This window comes from Leclercia sp. 29361 (assembly GCF_011290365.1).
Lineage (GTDB): Bacteria > Pseudomonadota > Gammaproteobacteria > Enterobacterales > Enterobacteriaceae > Enterobacter > Enterobacter tamurae.
This window is the reverse complement of sequence record NZ_CP049786.1, coordinates 4,488,119-4,505,258: the sequence shown is the minus strand read 5'-3', so window position 1 is coordinate 4,505,258 and position 17,140 is coordinate 4,488,119. Positions and strand designations below refer to the sequence as shown.

Below are 17,140 nucleotides of genomic sequence, written 5' to 3'. Positions count from 1 at the left end.
AGTGATTTTTTAAGCATATTTCGTGATTATATTTTCACTTCTGCTTTTTGCTTAAAAAAGGGTGGGGTTACATGGCAACTGAACAATCTGCAATTACGCGCGCAACATTCGATGAAGTTATCCTGCCAATTTATGCACCGGCCGAGTTTATCCCGGTGAAGGGGAAAGGCAGCCGCGTCTGGGATCAGCAGGGTAAAGAGTACATTGATTTTGCGGGCGGCATTGCGGTGACGGCGTTAGGCCACTGTCACCCGGCGCTGGTCGAGGCGCTCAAAACCCAGGGCGAAACCCTGTGGCACACCAGCAACGTCTTTACCAACGAACCGGCTTTGCGTCTGGGGCGTAAAATTATCGACGCTACCTTTGCCGAGCGCGTGCTGTTTATGAACTCCGGCACCGAAGCCAACGAAACGGCCTTTAAGCTGGCGCGCTACTACGCTTCCACCCGCCACAGCCCGTTCAAAACCAAAATCATCGCCTTCCACAACGCCTTCCACGGTCGTTCGCTGTTTACCGTGACCGTGGGCGGTCAGCCAAAATATTCCGACGGCTTTGGCCCGAAACCGGCCGACATCATCCACGTCCCGTTTAACGATCTGCATGCGGTAAAAGCGGTGATGGACGATCACACCTGCGCGGTGGTGGTTGAGCCGATTCAGGGTGAAGGCGGCGTGATGGCGGCAACCCCCGAGTTCCTGCAGGGGCTCCGCGAGCTGTGCGATCAGCACCAGGCCCTGCTGGTATTTGATGAAGTGCAGAGCGGCATGGGCCGCACCGGGGATCTGTTTGCCTACATGCACTACGGCGTGACCCCGGATATCCTGACCAGCGCTAAAGCGCTCGGCGGCGGTTTCCCGGTCAGCGCGGTGCTGACCACTCAGGATATTGCTTCGGCGTTCCACGTGGGCTCTCACGGCTCCACCTACGGCGGTAACCCGCTGGCGTGCGCGGTGGCTGAGGCAGCGTTCGATATCATCAACACCCCGGAAGTGCTGAGCGGCGTCAACACGAAGCGCGAGCAGTTTGTGAAGCACCTCCAGCAGATCGATGCCCAATACGATCTCTTCAGTGATATTCGCGGCATGGGGCTGCTGATTGGTGCCGAGCTGAAGCCGCAATACAAAGGCCGGGCGCGCGATTTCCTCTACGCCGCCGCCAGCGAAGGGGCGATGGTGCTCAATGCCGGGCCGGACGTGATGCGCTTTGCGCCGTCGCTGCTGGTGGAGAGCGAGGATATCGACGAAGGGATGAGCCGTTTTGCCGCCGCGGTGAAGCGCGTGGTTCAGCCGTAAGTGAGATGCCGGGTAAGCGCAGCGCCACCCGGCGTTTAATACGGCGTCCGTTTCAAACGCCGCATCAACCAGATCCCATGATGCGGACGCTGTCGCCACGCCACTGACGAAATGGTGTGCATGGTATTCAGATGCCCCAGGATGCGCTGCAGATGCTGCTCCAGGGTGCTCATAGGCCCGTAGGTCAGGGTTTCGGGAGCTTCCAGGATATTCTCATCGCCGCTTTCACCCGGCGAATCATACTCCAGACGCTGCTGACAGCGCTGAAGCGCAATTTCACACGACTGCAGATAACGCTGCGCCAGGTCTGGCGTCAGCATCGTATGCTCCCGCGCCAGGGTCGTCATCGCGTTGATATGCTCGACGATAAACTGGCTGTGCGTTACCCACAGTTTCATATCCGCCAGATAGGCCGAATTGAAGCCCGGCTCCTGCATCGCCTGGTTGAGGGAGTTGAACAGGGCGTTGTGCGCCTGGTTGACCTTCATGCGCTGCCAGGCCAGCGGCGTCGGCTGCGGATCGTCGCTGAGGATCAGGCGGATGGCCTCCTGATCGGCCTCCAGCGCGTCGTGGGCATTCTGCCGCAGCAGCCCGCTCTGCCACTGCGGCCACAGCCAGACCATGCCGCCGAAGGCAATCAGACAGCCAATCAGGGTATCGGCCAGCCGGGCGATAATAAATTGCTCACCGTTCAGGGTCAGCAGTTGCAGGGTATATACCGCCGTGACCGTAAAGCCCACCGTCGCCCAGCCGTAGTTCTTACGAATAAACAGGTAACTTACCAGAGTGATCACCAGCATCCCGGCGAGGGTATAGCCTTCCGGAACGTGGAAGTGCAGGGTGACACCGGCGATGATCAGCCCCACCATGGTGCCGGCCGCCCGGTGGAGAATACGCACCCGCGTCGCGCTGTAGCCGTTTTGCGTTACCAGCAGGACGGTCATTAAGATCCAGTAAGGTTTCGGCAGGTGCAGCGCCATGCCCATCAGGCTGGCGATACTCAGCATCACGCTGATACGCGCCGCATTACGCAGGGCGGCAGACTTCAGCGACAGATAGCTTTTCAGGGCGGGGATCAGCGGCAGGCGTTTCTGCTTGTCGGCCATCAGATCGCGCGGGTAGAGCGGACGCTGGGTGCGCAGCACCCGGGCGATACGGCTGAAGTGCCAGGCGCAGAACTGTCCCACCGGGTTATCCGGGTGCTGACGGGCGATTTTTTCCAGCGCGCCGAGCTGTTTGTCCATGCTAAAGCGGGTGGGGTAGCGATGATAGAGGATGTCGTCTGCCAGCACCCGCAGGCGGGCCGCCACGGTCTGTGCGTTCCAGCGGATCACCGCTTCGGCGTGGCTGCGCTCCACCAGCTTTTGCACCTCCTTCGGGTGGTGCAGACTGACGGAGATGTGCTCCTGCAGATCCAGCCCCACCTGGAAGGTGCGCAGCAGGCGTTTGTATTCGTGATTTCTGTTGGCCGCCAGCATATGCAACTGCTGGTAACAGAGGCTGATCAGATCCACTACCTTCTGCTGGCGGGCCAGCAGCGGTGGCAACGATTTCTCAGGGTCAGTGTGCTGGGTCAGCAGGGTATATTTCGCTTCGCAGTAATCCGCCAGCTGTTGATAGAGCATGCTCAGCGACTCGCGCAGCGGCTGTTCGCGCCACATCCAGAACCAGAACCAGTTAAACAGCCCGTACCAGAGGGTGCCCAGCGTATAGAGGAGCAGCGGTTCCCAGACCGGCATGTTCCCGGCAAGACTCAGGGTAAAGATGGCCGCAATCAGCGAGGCGGGCAGGAGTCGCGCATGCAGGGCGCTGATCTCAGCCGTGACCCCTAGCGTCATCGCCAGTACCGTCAGAATGAGCGGCAGTGGAATATCCCGCGCCAGCAACAGCTGGACGGCCAGGCTACATCCGGCAAACAGGCAGCCGCCAATAGTCAGACGTTTAAAAAAGCGTTTATGCGGTGTGTCCAGGCCAGCGATGTTGCAGCAGGCTGGAACCAGAGAAAAGAGGAGTCCCTGTTGCAGATGACCGAAAATCAAACCCACAGCCACGGGGAGACACAACACCAGGGTTTGCCGCAGTGCGTAGTTAACTTCCGGGTGATAAATGAGCCTGCGCCACATGGATGATAGAGACAAAAACGGCGTGACATCCTGCGATGCCACGCCGTTTGAGCGGAATTAACGTGTTCCGTAAACCACGATGGTTTTACCGTGGGCGGAAATCAGGTTTTGATCTTCCAGCATTTTCAGAATACGACCGACTGTCTCACGCGAACATCCGACGATCTGACCAATTTCCTGACGGGTAATTTTAATTTGCATACCGTCCGGGTGGGTCATGGCGTCTGGCTGTTTCGCCAGGTTCAGCAGGGTCTGAGCGATACGGCCCGTTACGTCGAGGAAGGCGAGGTTACCCACTTTCTCGGACGTGACCTGCAGACGGCGAGCCATCTGCGAGGAGAGGCGCATCAGGATATCCGGGTTAACCTGGATCAGCTGGCGGAACTTCTTATAGGAGATCTCAGCCACTTCACACGCGGTCTTCGCACGCACCCAGGCGCTACGCTCCTGACCTTCTTCAAACAGGCCCAGCTCGCCGATGAAATCTCCCTGATTCAGGTAAGAGAGGATCATCTCTTTGCCTTCTTCATCTTTGATCAGCACTGCCACTGAGCCTTTGACGATGTAATACAACGTTTCCGCTTTTTCACCCTGGTGAATCAGCGTGCTCTTCGATGGGTACTTATGAATATGGCAATGAGACAAGAACCATTCGAGAGTCGGGTCTGTTTGCGGTTTGCCAAGCACCATGCGCTGTTATCCTCTGTTATAAGCTGTCTCCAGAGTCTGGCTATGTACCTGTACTCTGGGGTTGCAATCGAATTCTTTCCCCTGCCTGGGGTCTGGCTGGCACAATAATTAGCAGCCTGGAATGTGTGATGTCCTCTGCATACATGTGCAACGTCAATGTATTACTGTAGCAGCCCGACTGTTTTAGCATAGCTTTTGCCGCGTGTCTCCTGGTGTCTCGCTTCAGCTTGATGCAGGTCGACTTCCGTTGTCAGAATTGTTACTGACGCGTAATCTGTCAGCAAAAATGCACTCCTGGAGTTAATACAAATGCAAGCACGTGTGAAATGGGTAGAAGGGTTAACGTTCCTCGGTGAATCCGCTTCCGGGCACCAGATTTTGATGGATGGCAACTCCGGTGACAAAGCGCCAAGCCCGATGGAAGTAGTCCTGATGGCGGCAGGCGGATGCAGCGCCATCGACGTGGTGTCGATTCTGCAAAAAGGGCGTCACGATGTGACCGACTGTGAAGTGAAGCTGACCTCAGAGCGCCGTGAAGAGGCGCCGCGCCTGTTTACCCATATCAACCTGCACTTCGTGGTCACCGGCAAAGCGCTGAAAGATGCGGCGGTATCCCGCGCGGTGGATCTCTCTGCGGAGAAGTACTGCTCCGTGGCGCTGATGCTGGAGAAAGCGGTCAACATTACCCATTCGTATGAAGTGATCGAGGCGTAAGCGCCTTGCCCGGTGGCGCTGCGCTTACCGGGCAACCAAACCTCAATCGATCTTCTTGCCTTCCATCAACCGCTGCACCAGCGGCATCATGATCAACTCCATCGCCAGACCCATCTTCCCGCCCGGTACTACCAGCGTATTGATGTGCGAAATAAACGAACCCTGCAGCATCGCCAGCAGCCAGGGGTAGTCAATATTGTCCAGATTGCGGAAGTGGATCACCACGAAGCTCTCGTCCAGGGACGGGATGCCTTTTGCGGCAAAGGGGTTAGAGGTGTCCACGGTCGGGACGCGCTGGAAGTTAATATGGGTGCGGGAAAACTGCGGCGTCAGGAAGTTAATGTAATCCTCCATCGAGCGCACTACCGAGTCCATCACCGCCTCGCGGGAGTGGCCGCGTTCGCTGGTATCCCGCGTCAGCTTCTGGATCCACTCCAGGTTGACGATCGGTACCACGCCCACCAGCAGGTCGACATGGCGCGCCACGTCGTGATGCGGCGTCACCACTCCGCCATGCAGGCCTTCATAAAACAGCACGTCGGTCGGTTCCGGCAGCGGCTGCCAGGGGGTGAAGGTGCCCGGCACCTGGTTCCAGGGGACCGCTTCGTCATAGGTGTGCAGGTATTTGCGTGCCTGGCCGGTGCCGCTGCGCCCGTATTCGGCGAAGGTTTGCTCCAGCAGGCCGAAGTCGTTGGCATCCGGGCCAAAGTAGCTGATGTGTTTGCCGAGATCGCGGGCCTTGCGGATGGCCATGTCCATCTCAGGGCGGGTGAAGCGGTGAAAGCTGTCGCCTTCTACTTCCGCAGCACGCAGATGCAGCTGCGAGAAGATCTTACGAAAGGCGAGGCTGGTGGTAGTGGTACCCGCACCACTCGACCCTGTAACGGCAATAACCGGATGTCTGGCGGACATAGCAACTCCCTGAATGGAAAGAGGTCGCGGTTAACCGCGAAATTGATTGCGAGGCATGATGTTGACGGTTTCGTGCAGCTCAGACCATACCACCAGCACCTCACCGCTTTGCAGCTGGCGCCTGACGTCGGCGACCTTCTGCTCAAGCGAAAGCTCCTGTTCACCATAATCGGTGCCTTCGCGTAACACAAAGCTTTCAATCAGATTATCCAGCGTTTCGGGAGCCAGATCTTGCCAGGGAATAATCATCTTATCGGTTCCAGGTATGTGGTCAGCCAGTCCGGGATACGCGTTTCCAGCCACATCTGCGGGCGGCGCAGCGTGCCGCTGACAAAGCCCACGTGTCCGCCGTGTTCGGTCAGCTGATACTGCACGTTAGCGGGCAAAAATTCCTGCGCGGGTATCGAGTGATGATCCATAAAGGGGTCGTCTTTAGCATGAATAATCAGTACCGGTTTGGTGATGTTGCTCAGCACCGGCATGGCGCTGCACTGGCGATAGTAGTCAATCGCATCGGCAAAACCGTGAATTTTGGCGGTGATCAGATCGTCAAATTCGCGCAGGCGGCGCACTTTCTTCAGCTGTCGCAGACTGACCGGGAGCGTATCCGGGTAAGCTTTAAGTTTGCGTGCCGCATTGGCTTTGAGCAAGTTAAGCAGATAACGCTGATAAATTCGCGAGAAGCCCTTATCCATATGATAGCTGCAGTGCTCCAGCATGAACGGGGCAGAGACGATGGCGGCGGCATCCAGCGGGATGGTATCGCCCTCTTTTGCCAGCAGGCAGGCGAGCATGTTTCCACCCAGCGAATAGCCCACTGCCGCCGTAGGGGCCGGGCCGTGAGTCTCTGCCAGCCAGCGCAGGAACCAGGTGCCATCTTCAGTTTCACCGGAGTGATAGATGCGTTTCTGGCGATTGGGTTCGCCGCTGCACCCTCTGAAGTGCATCACCACGCCCAGCCAGCCGCGCGCTTTCGCCGCCTGAATCAGACCGTGCGCGTAGGGGCTGTGCAGGCTGCCCTCCAGACCATGGAAGACCACCAGTCGGGGTTTGTGCCGGGCCTGCTGCGGATCTTCGCTCCAGGCTAAATCAACGAAGTCATCATCCGGCAGGTCAAGGCGCTGCCAGACGGGGGTAAAAAGCACTTTACGGCGGATGAGACGCGGCAGCATGGTCTGCAGGTGTCGGTTCGACACGCCCCGCATGGGGACAAATTCCGCGCTTTCGTCGGCTGCAATGTTGAAGTCTGAGGGGATGATTTGGGTCATAAAGGTGATGCTAATTATTGTCTGTTATTTACGATACCTTCCGAATTGTACCCCGTTTAGCCTGGTTTTCCGAAACATGAACTGATCCCGATCACAAATATTTACCTTGATTATTACTCTCATGCTAATGATTCCTCTCTACGCTTAATTGATGACTTTATCGCCAGGGGGCACACTTAACTCAACGTTAAGCAAATCTAAAGATGAGCTGAATCAGGAGGTTAACAATGTTATCAGGGCAAATGCCAGCCCGGAACTGGAACACGCGTCGCACTGAAAAAGCGCGCCGCCTGGCTTCCGTCCCGGTACAGGGCAAAGTACTACCAACAGGCGACCTTGTCGCCATGCTGGAAAAACTGATCGCCCCAGGCGACAAAGTCGTACTGGAAGGGAATAACCAAAAGCAGGCAGATTTTCTTTCCCGTTCTCTGGCCGAAGTGAACCCGCAAATTGTTCACGATCTGCATATGATTATGCCGAGCGTCGGTCGCAGCGAGCACCTGGATATTTTTGAGAAGGGTATCGCCCGCAAACTCGACTTCTCATTCTCGGGTACCCAAAGCCTGCGTATTTCGCAGCTGCTGGAAGACGGGCAGCTGGAAATTGGTGCCATCCACACCTACATCGAACTCTATTCCCGCCTGTATGTTGATCTGTCGCCAAACGTGGCGCTGATTGCCGGTTTTAAAGCGGACCGTAAAGGTAACCTCTATACCGGTGCCAGCACCGAGGATACCCCGGCGCTGGTCGAAGCCGCCGCCTTCCACGACGGTATCGTTATCGCTCAGGTGAACGAGCTGGTGGACGATGAGTGCGATCTGCCGCGCGTGGATATCCCTGGCTCCTGGATTGATTTCGTGGTCGTAGCCGATAAGCCGTTCTTCATCGAACCGCTGTTCACCCGTGACCCACGCCTGATCAAACAGGAACATATCCTGATGGCGATGATGGCCATCAAAGGCATCTATGCGGAACATCAGGTTCAGTCCCTGAACCATGGTATCGGCTTCAACACCGCCGCCATTGAACTGCTGCTGCCGACCTACGGTGAACAGCTCGGCCTGAAAGGCAAAATCTGTAAACACTGGACGCTGAACCCGCATCCGACGCTGATCCCGGCGATTGAAAGCGGCTGGGTCGAGAGCGTGCACTGCTTCGGCGGTGAGCTGGGGATGGAAGAGTACATTCGTGCCCGTCCTGATGTGTTCTTCACCGGTGCCGACGGCTCCATGCGTTCTAACCGCGCCTTCTGCCAGCTGGCAGGCCAGTACGCGGTGGATATGTTTATCGGTTCTACGCTGCAGGTTGATGGCTATGCCAACTCCTCAACCGTGACCCGTGGTCGTCTTTCCGGCTTCGGTGGAGCGCCAAATATGGGCCACGACCCGCACGGTCGTCGTCATGCCACCCCGGCCTGGCTGAACATGATCACTGAACCCGATCCGATGCAGCGCGGTAAAAAGCTGGTGGTGCAGATGGTCGAAACCTTCCAGGCGGGCGTGAAACCGACCTTCGTGGAAAAACTCGACGCCGTCGAGGTGGCTAAAGCCTCCGGTATGCCGCTGGCCCCGGTCATGATCTACGGGGATGACGTCACTCACGTGCTGACGGAAGAGGGGATTGCCTACCTCTACCGGGCCAAAGATCTTGAGGAACGTCGGGCCATGGTCGCTGCGGTAGCAGGGATCACCGATATCGGTCTGGGAGTGGACGCCAAACGCGTCGCCGAGCTGCGCCAGAGTGGCAAAGTGGTCTACCCGGAAGACATGGGTATTCGCCGCACTGATGCTACCCGCTCTCTGCTGGCGGCTGGCAGCGTGTCTGACCTGGTTGAATGGTCGGGCGGTCTGTACAACCCACCTGCGAAATTCCGGAGCTGGTAATGAAACTACTCCCCCGGATCCAGGTTGAAGGCGGTGCCGAATGGCTGGCGCGAACCGCCACGCAGTGTCTGATTGACGAAGCGCGACTAAGCCCGAAACCCGGTCTGGTGGACAGTCGGGGGAATGGCGCGCATCACGATCTCTCGCTCGCGCTGATGGAGCGTTCGGCGCACAGCCTGACCCCCACGTTTCAGGCGCTGGCGCTGCAAAGCTGGCAGCGTCCGGCCGATATCGCGCTACGGCAGACCGTAGGTCGGCTGGGTCGCGAAGGCGAGCAGCAGATGATGGCCGCCACCGGCGGGGTGAATACTCACCGGGGCGCGATCTGGGCGCTGGGCTTGTTAGTCAGCGCCGTGGCGATGCTCGGCGGCAATGCGCAAGCCCGGACGGTAGCCGATACCGCCGCGCAGCTGGCGAAACTGCCGGATGACGCCGCGCCGAAAGTATTCAGTAAAGGGCTGCGCGCCGCCCACCGCTATCGGGTGCCGGGCGCGCGCGAAGAGGCGCAGCAGGCGTTTCCGCACATTATGCAGCGGGCGCTGCCACAGCTTCGCCTGAGCCGGCTTAACGGCGGTACCGAAGCCCACGCCCGGCTCGATGCGTTAATGGCGATCATGACCTCGTTAACCGATACCTGCGTGCTCTCCCGCGCCGGTATGGAGGGGCTGGATGCCATGCAGAACGGCGCCCGGGCGGTATTAGCCGCTGGCGGCACCGCTCACCCTGAGGGGCAACGCATCTTAGCCGTATTAGACAAACAGATGCTCTTGCTCAATGCCTCTCCGGGCGGCGCGGCCGACCTGCTGGCCGCCACGCTGTTCCTTGACCGCATAGAGACGCCTTATTTAGCGAATTAAGAGGATGTTATGGAAAAAATTACATTAACTCTGCCCGCCAGCCGTACCCTGAACGGCAAAGCGCTGGCAGGCGTTGTTGGCTCCGGGGATATGGAGGTGTTATTTACCGCCGACCAGGGCCAGACGCTGGCAATTGAAATCACCACCTCCGTCGATAACAGCCGTGGCCGCTGGGATGCGCTGTTCAACAGATTGCAGACCGTCAGCAGCCTGCCGGCGGGCAAACTGACCATCCACGACTTTGGCGCCACGCCGGGCGTGGCACGCATTCGTATCGAACAGGTCTTTGAGGGGGTGAGCCATGCGTGATGACAGCAGCTTTATCGAATTAAAAGCGCGCCAGCGTGCGCAGGCTCTGCTCGACGAGGGCAGCTTCCGCGAACTGCTGGATCCGTTCGAAGAGATTATCTCTCCGTGGCTGGGTGCGCAGGGCATTGTGCCGCAGGCTGATGACGGCATGGTAGTGGCGAAAGGCACCATCAACGGCAAACCCGCGGTGGTGGTCGCCATCGAAGGGGCGTTCCAGGGCGGCAGCATGGGCGAAGTGTCCGGGGCCAAAATGGCGGCAGCGCTGGAGCTGGCGGCGGAAGATAACCGCAACGGTATTCCAACCCAGGCAGTATTGAGCCTGGAAACCGGCGGCGTACGTCTGCAGGAAGCTAACCTTGGCCTGGCAGCGATTGCGGATATTCACGCTGCGATTGTCGATCTGCGTCGCTATACCCCGGTGATCGGCATTGTCGCCGGTACCGTCGGCTGCTTCGGCGGGATGTCCATTGCGGCCGCGCTGTGCAGCTATCTGATTGTGACCCGCGAAGCGCGTCTCGGCCTCAACGGCCCACAGGTTATCGAGCAGGAAGCCGGGATTGAAGAGTACGACTCCCGCGACCGTCCGTTTATCTGGAGCATGACCGGGGGCGAAATTCGCTATCAAAGCGGGCTGGTGGACGCCCTGGTGGGCGACGGTGTGAACGCGGTGAAAGCGGCGATGAACGACGCGATTGCGAAAGGCGTGCCGGCTAAACACCGCACCGACAATTACGACTGGTATCTCGAACGCCTGACCAAATTCGACACCCGTAAACAGGCGGATACCGAACAGATTCACGCGCTCTTTGCCCGGGAGGTGAAATGATGAGTACTTCAATTAGCCGTGGTGAGCTCTGGCTGGAAACCCTTGCGCCGCATGCCAAACGTCTGGAAGGGCTCTGCCCGTCGGTGCAGGCGGCAGACGGCGAGCTGAATGGCGAAGCGGTGCGCTTTGTTGCGGTGGTGCCGGATGCTAACAACCACTACCCGCGTGCCGCACGTGGCGAAGTGGGTCTGCTGGAAGGCTGGACCCTGGCCAAAGTGGTAAGCGAAACCGTCGCGGCCGATGCTGACAACGCGGTGAAACGCCCGATTGTGGCGGTCATCGACGTACCGAGCCAGGCCTATGGTCGTCGTGAAGAGGGTTTTGGTATTCACCAGGCGCTGGCCGGTGCTGCTGCGGCCTATGCTAACGCGCGTCTGGCGGGCCATCCGGTGATTGGCCTTATCGTCGGGAAAGCGATGTCCGGGGCGTTTCTGGCCCACGGCTATCAGGCCAACCGGCTGATCGCCTTTAACGACCAGGGCGTATTGATCCACGCGATGGGTAAAGAGTCTGCCGCACGCATCACGCTGCGTACCGTCGACGCACTGGAAAAACTGGCGGCAACCATTCCGCCAATGGCGTATGACATCAGTAACTACGCCACGCTGGGGCTGCTGGAAAACCTGCTGGATATCAGCAACCCGGACGCACCTTCTTCTCTCGATCTGGCGCTGGTGAAAACCACCTTACAACAGGCCATTGATGACGCTCGCCGGGATCCGACGCTGAAAAGCCGTCTGGGTGCCGACAATCGCCATAGCTCAGCTCTTGTACGCGAACGTATGCGAGCCAGCTGGTAATACTAAAAAGAAAAGACCTGCCAGATGCACGCCCCGTGGGCGCACCCGTTGCGCCCACGCGGGAACCTGCATCCTGAAAATAATAACCATCGCGTCAGTGCTTAAACTTCTTTTTTTACAGGTGATTTATGACTTATGTGATTGTTCATGCCCTTGCACCCATTTTTGTCATCATGCTGCTCGGCTTCTGGGCCGGTAAAGCCAAAATGGTGGATAACAAAAATGTCTCTCTGCTTAATATCTTCGTGATGGATTTTGCATTGCCCGCCGCGCTGTTCAGCGCCACGGTGCAAACGCCCTGGGCAGGTATCATTGCTCAGTCGCCGCTGATCCTCGTCCTGACCCTGGCGATGTGGATCACCTATGCGGCCATCTACTTCCTCGCCACTAAAGTCTTCAAAAAATCCCCGCAGGATGCCGCGGTGCTGACCCTGACCGTGGCACTGCCGAACTACGCGGCGCTGGGCCTGCCGATTCTGGGCAGCGTGTTGGGTGAAAGCCCGGCGACCTCGCTCTCGGTGGCGGTCTCCATTGCCTGTGGTTCTGTTCTGATGACGCCGTTCTGTCTGCTGATTCTTGAGCGTGAGAAAGCCCGTGCGGAAGGCACAAACAGTGGTTCTACGCTGGCGATGCTGCCGGTTCTGATGTGGCGCTCAATCAAGAAACCGATTGTGATGGGGCCACTGCTGGGTGTGATTCTGTCCGCGATTGGCATCAAAATGCCGGACCTGGTCCTGGCGTCCATCAAGCCTCTGGGCCTGTCGGCCACCGCGGCGGCACTGTTCCTGACCGGCGTGATCCTGTCGGCCCGTAAGCTGCAGATCAACACCATGGTGATTAGCGCAACCATCACCAAGCTTCTGATTCAGCCGGCGATTGCCTGGGGCATTGTGCTGGTGTTTGGCCTCCACGGTTCGGTGGCGATCACCGCGATCCTGATGATTGCCCTGTCCGCCGGCTTCTTCGGTGTGGTGTTCGGTAACCGCTTTGGCGTGCAGTCACCGGATGCAGAAGCCGTGCTGCTGTTAAGCTCCGTCCTGTGTATCCTGTCTCTGCCGCTGTTTATCTCGCTGACTTCAGGAATGTAATCATGACCACAACATTACGCCCCCACGACCTTATCTGGCTTAATGCGCGTGACGCGCTGGAAGGGATTGCCGACGCCTGGGTAGATGGCGCCTGGCACACCGGCCTGCCGGTGGTGGTGCGGCGTGATGTTGATGGTAACGGACGTATTCCGGTGGGCGTTCGTGGCCTGAAGCGCGATCAGCGCGCGGCGGGCTGGGTTAACCCGGACCAGATTGTTCGTGTCATCTCCCCCGAACAGCTGAGCGCAGAAGCAAATCTGCTGCGCTCGCCCTTTATCACTCAGCCACCGGTTCAGGTGGCTGCACAACTTTCCCGCACACCCTGGCCCTGGACCTGGGGCATTACCGGCAGCACCGGCTATGCGCTGGCGACCGGCATTGCGGTGATCCACGCCGACAGCGATCTCGATCTGCTGATCCGCGCCCCGCAGCCGCTTTCGCGCGAGATGTTACTCAGCTGGCAGACCCAGCTTGAAGGCGCGCTCTGCCGGGCCGATACCCAGGTCGAGACGCCGCTGGGCGGCTTTGCGCTCAACGAATGGCTACGTGATGGAAAAACGTTGCTGAAAACCGACCAGGGGCCACGCCTGACGGCCAACCCCTGGGCATGGGAGGAACAATGAAGATCCTGTTTACCTTTCCGGGGCAGGGGACGCAGCATCCCGGTATGCTGCAAAACTTGCCGGGAACCGAGCTGGCTCAGGCGCGTGACGTGCTGGGCGCCAGTGAGGTGGACGCGCTGGACTCCACAGCGGCGCTGCAACACACCCGCGCGGTACAGCTCGCGCTGCTGATCGCGGGTGTCGCCTGGGGGCGTGAACTGGCGCGTCGCGGCGTCGTGGCGGATATCGTCAGCGGCCTCTCAATCGGCGCCTATCCTGCGGCGGTCATCTCCGGGGCGCTCGATTTTGCTGATGCCCTGAAACTGGTGGCCCTGCGTGGCGATCTGATGGAGCAGGCTTATCCTCAGGGCTACGGCCTGACGGCGATTATGGGGTTAACGCTTCCCCAGGTAGAAACCCTGATGGAAGGCACCGGCACCTATATCGCCAACCTGAATGCCGAGACACAGATTGTGATCGCTGGTGCCGATGACGGCATGGCAGAAGTGGCGACGCGCGCGCTGGCGAAAGGGGCCAATAAAGCCCGCCGCCTGACGGTCAGCGTCCCGTCGCACTGCGAACTGCTGGCGGAACCGGCGCAAAAACTGGTAGAGGCGTTCAGCCGGGTTACGCTCTCTCGTCCCCGCTGTGCATATCTGAGCGGCAGCACCGGGCGCGTACTCTGGCAGCCAGAGAAAATTGCCGACGATCTGGCCATGAACATGGCCCGGACGGTGCGCTGGCAGGAGGCGGTGATTGCCGCGAACGAGCGTGAAGCGCGGCTGGCGATCGAGATGCCTCCCGGCGGAGTGCTGACCTGCCTGACACGTCAGGCGGCCTGGGAAGGGGAGTCTGTCTCTCTGGAACGCAGCGGCATTGATGTCGCGGTGCATCTCGCCCGGCGTCTTAAGGCGTAGCGTTCTGCTCAAGGCGGCGGGCGTACATGCGGCCTTCTGCCGCCAGCGCCCGCAGGCTCGGGTCCTGCTCGCGGTTGCGGGCAAAGACGATGGCGATCAGCTGCTGCATTTGATACGGCTCGGCCAGCTTTAACAGCTGCACCGAGTTTTCATACACTTTTTTCATCCTGCCCGGCATCAGCGTAAAGCCGACACCCGCCTGCACCAGACTCAGCATCGAGAAAATATCATTAACCCGGGTAACGATCTCCGGCTCAAATCCGGCGATATGAAACGCCTCCTGAAAACCGGCGTAGGTGGCGAAACCTTCCGCAAGGGCGACAAACTTCTGGTCTTTGTAGTCACGTAAATCCGCCAGCGCGTCGGTATTGAGCTGCGCCGAGGCGGGGGCGGCAAGACAGATATCGTCGTGGAACAGAGGCAGCACTTCGAGGTTGTTGCGGTCGATTTCGCTTTCAGAAATGGAGATCAGAATCGCATCCAGCAAGCCTTCTTCCAGCATATGCAGCAGGGTCTCGTTGGATCCCATGGTGAGATCCATCTCCAGATCAGGGCGGCGTAGCTTCATGCCCATAATCAACTGCGGCACCGTCTCGAGCGTCAGGGAGTAGAGCGTCCCCACCCGCAGACGGCCCTGGCCGACACCGGCCGTTTTACGCGCCTCTTCCAGCCCGCGCTCCATGACCTGCATCACCTCCTGGCAGTACTCCAGCAGCGTCCAGGCGGCGGGCAGGGCAATCAGATTCCGGCCTTTGTGGGTGAACAGCGGGCAGCGGACGTTCTCTTCCAGCGTGTGCAGGGCGCGATGGACGCTGACCCCGCTGAGGTTCAGCACCTCAGCGGCCCGGGCGATATTGCCCGTCTCCATAAATGTCATGAAGATGCTCAGTTTGCGAAAGGTAATCTCGCTGGTCAGGTCAGGTATCATCGCTCCTCCACCGGGTTAATCGCTCTGAAGCATCCCTTCGAGCTGTTCCTGCGCATCCAGCCAGGCCATCTCGCACTCTTCAAGGCTGGATTTGGTCGTGGCCTGCACCTGCAGGCATTCGGTCAGCTCGGCTTTACGCGTCTGGTCATACAGTCCGCTGTCACCCAGTTTTTCTTCCACGGTAGCCAGCTGCGCGTTGAGCTTCTCCATCTCTTTTTCCAGACGGGTGATCTCTTTGCGCAGCGGCTGGGTTTGGGTGCGCAGCTCCGCGTCGCGACGCTTCTGATCTTTACGTGCCTGGGCGCTGTTGGCGTTATCTTTGGCGCCTTCGGCAGGCTGGCTCTCCTGCTTCTGCACGTCGCTCAGCCACTGCTGATAATCTTCCAGATCGCCATCGAAAGGTTCCACTTTGCTGTCATGGACCAGATAGAGATCGTCGGTGGTGGAGCGCAGCAGGTGACGGTCGTGCGAGACCACCACCAGCGCGCCTTCAAACTCGATCAAGGCTTCGGTCAGGGCCTGGCGCATGTCCAGATCCAGGTGGTTAGTCGGTTCATCGAGCAGGAGCAGATTCGGGCGCTGCCAGACGATAAGCGCCAGCACCAGACGTGCTTTTTCGCCGCCGGAGAAGCGCTCGGTGTTTTCAGTGACTTTATCACCCTGGAAGCCGAAGCCGCCCAGGTAATCCCGCAGCTTCTGCTCCATCTCCTGGGGGGCCAGACGCGCCAGGTGCTGTAGCGGGGATTCATCCGCACGTAAAAATTCCAGCTGATGCTGGGCGAAGTAACCCAGCTTAATGCCCTTCGCCAGACCGATATCGCCGCGGACCGGAGCCAGCTCGCCCGCCAGCAGCTTAATCAGGGTCGATTTACCGGCGCCGTTGCGCCCGAGCAGACCGATACGGGAACCCGGAACAAGGTTGAGCTTGATGGAATCGAGAATGATGCGGTCGCCATAACCGGCGCTGACCTTTTCCATTTTCAGCAACGGGTTGGGCAGGCTTTCCGGTGCCCGGAAGCTGAAGTGGAACGGGTTGTCGACGTGCGCCGGGGCAATCATCTCCATCCGTTCCAGCATCTTGATGCGGCTCTGGGCCTGTTTGGCTTTGGAGGCCTTGGCCTTGAAGCGATCGACAAAGCTTTGCAGATGCGCCACCCGCTGCTGCTGGCTTTCGTACATCGCCTGCTGCTGGGAGAGACGCACCGCGCGCTGACGCTCAAACGAGCTGTAGTTGCCGGTGTATTCGAACATCGATTCCTGTTCGATATGAATAATTTTGTCCACCACCGGATCGAGGAAGTCACGGTCGTGGGAGATCAGGATCAGCGTGCCCTGATAGCTCTTCAGCCACTTCTCCAGCCAGATGACGGCATCCAGATCGAGGTGGTTAGTCGGTTCATCGAGCAGCAGCAGGTCAGAGCGGCAGATCAGCGCCTGGGCCAGGTTGAGACGCATACGCCAGCCACCGGAGAAGTCGCTGACCGGGCGTTCCAGCTGTTCATTGCTGAAACCCAGACCGTGCAGAAGCGTGGAGGCGCGAGAGCGGATGGTCCAGGCGTCGATGGCATCGAGTTTGCCGTGGACGGTGGCAATCGCGTGACCGTCGTTGCGTTCGTTGGCGGCGTGCAGTTCGGCTTCCAGCTTGCGGTACTCCCGGTCGCCGTCAATCACATAGTCCATCGCCGGTATGCTCAGGGCGGGCGTCTCCTGGTTTACCCAGGCCAGCTGCCAGTTGCCCGGATAGGTAAAGTTACCGCCGTCCGCGCTGATCTCGTTTTTCAGCAATGCCAGTAACGTGGATTTACCGCAGCCGTTTTTGCCCACCAGGCCCACTTTCTGGCCCGGGTTAATGGTGGCTGTAGCGTTGTCCAGCAGGACGCGTACGCCGCGACGAATTTGTAATGAGGAGAAAACAATCATAGAGCGCCGTG

The 17,140-nt window shown here is 58.9% G+C and carries 17 protein-coding genes; 10 read left to right on the top strand and 7 right to left on the bottom strand.

Annotated features, from left to right (window positions below):
• Positions 1-71: 71 nt before the first annotated feature.
• Positions 72-1,292: an aspartate aminotransferase family protein gene (locus G7090_RS21610; RefSeq protein ID WP_166184360.1), complete on the top strand. Its 1,221-nt coding sequence runs from the start codon at positions 72-74 to the stop codon at positions 1,290-1,292.
• 35 nt (positions 1,293-1,327) lie between these two features.
• Here G7090_RS21610 and G7090_RS21605 read toward each other — a convergent pair whose 3' ends face one another.
• Positions 1,328-3,415 carry a YccS/YhfK family putative transporter gene (locus G7090_RS21605; RefSeq protein WP_166185511.1) on the bottom strand — a complete coding sequence of 696 codons (2,088 nt, stop codon included), beginning with the start codon at positions 3,413-3,415 and terminating at the stop codon, positions 1,328-1,330.
• A gap of 57 nt (positions 3,416-3,472) precedes the next feature.
• Complete coding sequence (gene crp / locus G7090_RS21600; protein ID WP_000242758.1) at positions 3,473-4,105, bottom strand: cAMP-activated global transcriptional regulator CRP; 633 nt, start codon at positions 4,103-4,105, stop codon at positions 3,473-3,475.
• A gap of 309 nt (positions 4,106-4,414) precedes the next feature.
• Here crp and G7090_RS21595 point away from each other — a divergent pair, with 309 nt between their 5' ends.
• On the top strand, positions 4,415-4,819 hold the full coding sequence (locus G7090_RS21595; RefSeq protein ID WP_142487354.1) for an OsmC family protein: 405 nt from the start codon (positions 4,415-4,417) through the stop codon (positions 4,817-4,819).
• A gap of 42 nt (positions 4,820-4,861) precedes the next feature.
• Here the strand turns inward: G7090_RS21595 and G7090_RS21590 are convergent, their stop codons facing one another.
• Genes G7090_RS21590 through G7090_RS21580 form a run of 3 tightly spaced genes read right to left on the bottom strand, consistent with a single transcriptional unit; the run spans position 4,862 to position 6,999 of the window.
• Complete coding sequence (locus tag G7090_RS21590) at positions 4,862-5,731, bottom strand: phosphoribulokinase (protein WP_166184357.1); 870 nt, start codon at positions 5,729-5,731, stop codon at positions 4,862-4,864.
• A 30-nt stretch (positions 5,732-5,761) separates the two neighbouring features.
• A complete protein-coding gene (locus G7090_RS21585) occupies positions 5,762-5,980 on the bottom strand; it encodes a YheU family protein (protein ID WP_106995183.1) in 219 nt (72 codons plus the stop codon).
• Positions 5,977-6,999, bottom strand: a complete 1,023-nt coding sequence (locus G7090_RS21580; protein ID WP_166184355.1) for a hydrolase — start codon at positions 6,997-6,999, stop codon at positions 5,977-5,979. The genes G7090_RS21585 and G7090_RS21580 overlap by 4 nt, the downstream gene beginning before the upstream one ends.
• Before the next feature lie 227 nt (positions 7,000-7,226).
• On the opposite strand from G7090_RS21580, the gene mdcA reads away from it, so the two are divergent.
• The 8 genes from mdcA to mdcH all read left to right on the top strand — a co-directional run bounded on the left by mdcA (position 7,227) and on the right by mdcH (position 14,281).
• Positions 7,227-8,882 (top strand): malonate decarboxylase subunit alpha, encoded by a 1,656-nt coding sequence (mdcA, locus tag G7090_RS21575; protein WP_106995181.1) that lies wholly within the window; start codon positions 7,227-7,229, stop codon positions 8,880-8,882.
• Entirely contained in the window at positions 8,882-9,739 is an 858-nt protein-coding gene (locus tag G7090_RS21570) for a triphosphoribosyl-dephospho-CoA synthase (RefSeq protein ID WP_166184352.1), read from the top strand. Before mdcA ends, G7090_RS21570 begins: the two co-directional genes overlap by 1 nt.
• Before the next feature lie 9 nt (positions 9,740-9,748).
• Positions 9,749-10,048, top strand: a complete 300-nt coding sequence (gene mdcC / locus G7090_RS21565) for a malonate decarboxylase acyl carrier protein (RefSeq protein ID WP_106995179.1) — start codon at positions 9,749-9,751, stop codon at positions 10,046-10,048.
• Positions 10,041-10,874, top strand: coding sequence for a biotin-independent malonate decarboxylase subunit beta (locus G7090_RS21560; RefSeq protein ID WP_106995178.1), 834 nt, complete (start codon positions 10,041-10,043; stop codon positions 10,872-10,874). Before mdcC ends, G7090_RS21560 begins: the two co-directional genes overlap by 8 nt.
• Positions 10,874-11,674, top strand: a complete 801-nt coding sequence (mdcE, locus tag G7090_RS21555) for a biotin-independent malonate decarboxylase subunit gamma (RefSeq protein WP_166185507.1) — start codon at positions 10,874-10,876, stop codon at positions 11,672-11,674. Before G7090_RS21560 ends, mdcE begins: the two co-directional genes overlap by 1 nt.
• A gap of 128 nt (positions 11,675-11,802) precedes the next feature.
• The gene (locus G7090_RS21550; protein ID WP_106995176.1) at positions 11,803-12,762 is read left to right on the top strand and encodes an AEC family transporter; all 960 of its coding nucleotides are present in this window, start codon (positions 11,803-11,805) and stop codon (positions 12,760-12,762) included.
• Between the two features lie 2 nt (positions 12,763-12,764).
• Positions 12,765-13,385, top strand: a complete 621-nt coding sequence (locus G7090_RS21545; RefSeq protein ID WP_166184350.1) for a malonate decarboxylase holo-ACP synthase — start codon at positions 12,765-12,767, stop codon at positions 13,383-13,385.
• The gene (gene mdcH, locus G7090_RS21540; protein ID WP_166184348.1) at positions 13,382-14,281 is read left to right on the top strand and encodes a malonate decarboxylase subunit epsilon; all 900 of its coding nucleotides are present in this window, start codon (positions 13,382-13,384) and stop codon (positions 14,279-14,281) included. Before G7090_RS21545 ends, mdcH begins: the two co-directional genes overlap by 4 nt.
• Here mdcH and G7090_RS21535 read toward each other — a convergent pair.
• Both G7090_RS21535 and G7090_RS21530 read right to left on the bottom strand, forming a co-directional pair.
• Positions 14,271-15,209, bottom strand: a complete 939-nt coding sequence (locus tag G7090_RS21535; RefSeq protein WP_166184346.1) for a LysR family transcriptional regulator — start codon at positions 15,207-15,209, stop codon at positions 14,271-14,273. The two genes, mdcH and G7090_RS21535, sit on opposite strands and share 11 nt — an antisense overlap.
• Positions 15,210-15,224: 15 nt before the next feature.
• Complete coding sequence (locus tag G7090_RS21530; RefSeq protein ID WP_166184344.1) at positions 15,225-17,129, bottom strand: ABC transporter ATP-binding protein; 1,905 nt, start codon at positions 17,127-17,129, stop codon at positions 15,225-15,227.
• Positions 17,130-17,140: the final 11 nt, after the last annotated feature.

What these genes read in the sequence shown, in the direction of transcription:
- G7090_RS21610 (WP_166184360.1), top strand. Translation starts at nt 72, where the DNA reads ATGGCAACTGAACAATCTGCAATTACGCGCGCAACATTCGATGAAGTT.
- G7090_RS21605 (WP_166185511.1), bottom strand. Translation starts at nt 3,415, where the DNA reads ATGTGGCGCAGGCTCATTTATCACCCGGAAGTTAACTACGCACTGCGG.
- crp (WP_000242758.1), bottom strand. Translation starts at nt 4,105, where the DNA reads ATGGTGCTTGGCAAACCGCAAACAGACCCGACTCTCGAATGGTTCTTG.
- G7090_RS21595 (WP_142487354.1), top strand. Translation starts at nt 4,415, where the DNA reads ATGCAAGCACGTGTGAAATGGGTAGAAGGGTTAACGTTCCTCGGTGAA.
- G7090_RS21590 (WP_166184357.1), bottom strand. Translation starts at nt 5,731, where the DNA reads ATGTCCGCCAGACATCCGGTTATTGCCGTTACAGGGTCGAGTGGTGCG.
- G7090_RS21585 (WP_106995183.1), bottom strand. Translation starts at nt 5,980, where the DNA reads ATGATTATTCCCTGGCAAGATCTGGCTCCCGAAACGCTGGATAATCTG.
- G7090_RS21580 (WP_166184355.1), bottom strand. Translation starts at nt 6,999, where the DNA reads ATGACCCAAATCATCCCCTCAGACTTCAACATTGCAGCCGACGAAAGC.
- mdcA (WP_106995181.1), top strand. Translation starts at nt 7,227, where the DNA reads ATGTTATCAGGGCAAATGCCAGCCCGGAACTGGAACACGCGTCGCACT.
- G7090_RS21570 (WP_166184352.1), top strand. Translation starts at nt 8,882, where the DNA reads ATGAAACTACTCCCCCGGATCCAGGTTGAAGGCGGTGCCGAATGGCTG.
- mdcC (WP_106995179.1), top strand. Translation starts at nt 9,749, where the DNA reads ATGGAAAAAATTACATTAACTCTGCCCGCCAGCCGTACCCTGAACGGC.
- G7090_RS21560 (WP_106995178.1), top strand. Translation starts at nt 10,041, where the DNA reads ATGCGTGATGACAGCAGCTTTATCGAATTAAAAGCGCGCCAGCGTGCG.
- mdcE (WP_166185507.1), top strand. Translation starts at nt 10,874, where the DNA reads ATGAGTACTTCAATTAGCCGTGGTGAGCTCTGGCTGGAAACCCTTGCG.
- G7090_RS21550 (WP_106995176.1), top strand. Translation starts at nt 11,803, where the DNA reads ATGACTTATGTGATTGTTCATGCCCTTGCACCCATTTTTGTCATCATG.
- G7090_RS21545 (WP_166184350.1), top strand. Translation starts at nt 12,765, where the DNA reads ATGACCACAACATTACGCCCCCACGACCTTATCTGGCTTAATGCGCGT.
- mdcH (WP_166184348.1), top strand. Translation starts at nt 13,382, where the DNA reads ATGAAGATCCTGTTTACCTTTCCGGGGCAGGGGACGCAGCATCCCGGT.
- G7090_RS21535 (WP_166184346.1), bottom strand. Translation starts at nt 15,209, where the DNA reads ATGATACCTGACCTGACCAGCGAGATTACCTTTCGCAAACTGAGCATC.
- G7090_RS21530 (WP_166184344.1), bottom strand. Translation starts at nt 17,129, where the DNA reads ATGATTGTTTTCTCCTCATTACAAATTCGTCGCGGCGTACGCGTCCTG.